A 1034-nucleotide genomic window follows, 5' to 3' on the forward strand; every position below is an offset into this window, starting at 1 on the left:
CGGGGTTCCGGGTGGAGATCTCGGTCGGTGTGGAGTCGGAGTCGCAGTTCGCGTTCGCCGGCCTGCACCAGTTGTGCGCGTCGCTGCTGCATCACGCGCGTACCCTGCCCGAACCGCAGCAGACCGCGCTGGGGGTGGCGTTGGGACAGCAGGCGGGCGATCCCCCCGACCGCTTTCTCGTCGGGCTCGCGACCCTCAACCTGCTGGCCGAAGTGGCCGAGGAGCGGCCGCTGCTGTGCCTCGTCGACGATGCGCAGTGGCTCGACGATGCCTCCGCGCAGGTGCTCGCGTTCGTGGCGCGACGGGTGTCAGCCGAGCGGATCGCGCTCCTGTTCGCGGTGCGCGACGCCGCGCGGGAGGATGCCGCAGCAGAGCCGGCGGCGCTGGCCGACTTGCCGCAGTTGCGCCTCGACGCTCTCTGCGAGGCGCATGCGCGGGAACTGCTGACGTCGGGGCTGCCCGCTCCGCTCGACGAGAGGGTATTCGAGCGGATCATCGCCGAGTCATACGGCAATCCGCTTGCGCTGGTCGAATTGCCACTCAGTGCGGCGGCCGCACAGCTGGCCGGCGGATACGAGGTGCCGAGCGCTCTGGATGTGCCGCGCCGCGTCGAAGAGAGCTTCCGCCGCCGATCCCGCAGCCTGCCCGCCGACACCCAGCTGCTGCTGCTCGCCGCGGCAGCGGACCCCACCGGAGACGCGGCGCTGCTGTGCCGCGTGTCGGCGCAGCTCGGCGTCGCTGAAGACGCCCTCGCACCTGCCGAGGCCGCCGGGCTGCTGGTCGTCGACAATCGGGTCACCTTCCGGCATCCGCTCGTACGCTCGGCCGTCTATCGTGATGCGCCGCCGCCCGACGTGCGTCGCGCGCACGACGCCCTGGCGGCCGCCACCGACCCCGACACCGACCCCGACCGCCGCGCCTGGCACCGCGCCCAGGCAGTGCAGGGCACCGATGAGGATGCCGCCGCCGAGCTGGAGCGGTCGGCGGGTCGCGCACGTGCCCGCGGCGGGCTGGCCGCATCGGCGGCGTTCATG

At 73.1% G+C, this 1034-nt stretch carries 1 pseudogene; it reads left to right on the forward strand.

What is annotated here, in order from left to right:
• Positions 1–1034 (forward strand): annotated as a pseudogene (locus NQ160_RS24155) (ATP-binding protein); the annotation flags it as partial.

This window comes from Microbacterium sp. zg.Y909 (assembly GCF_024626565.1).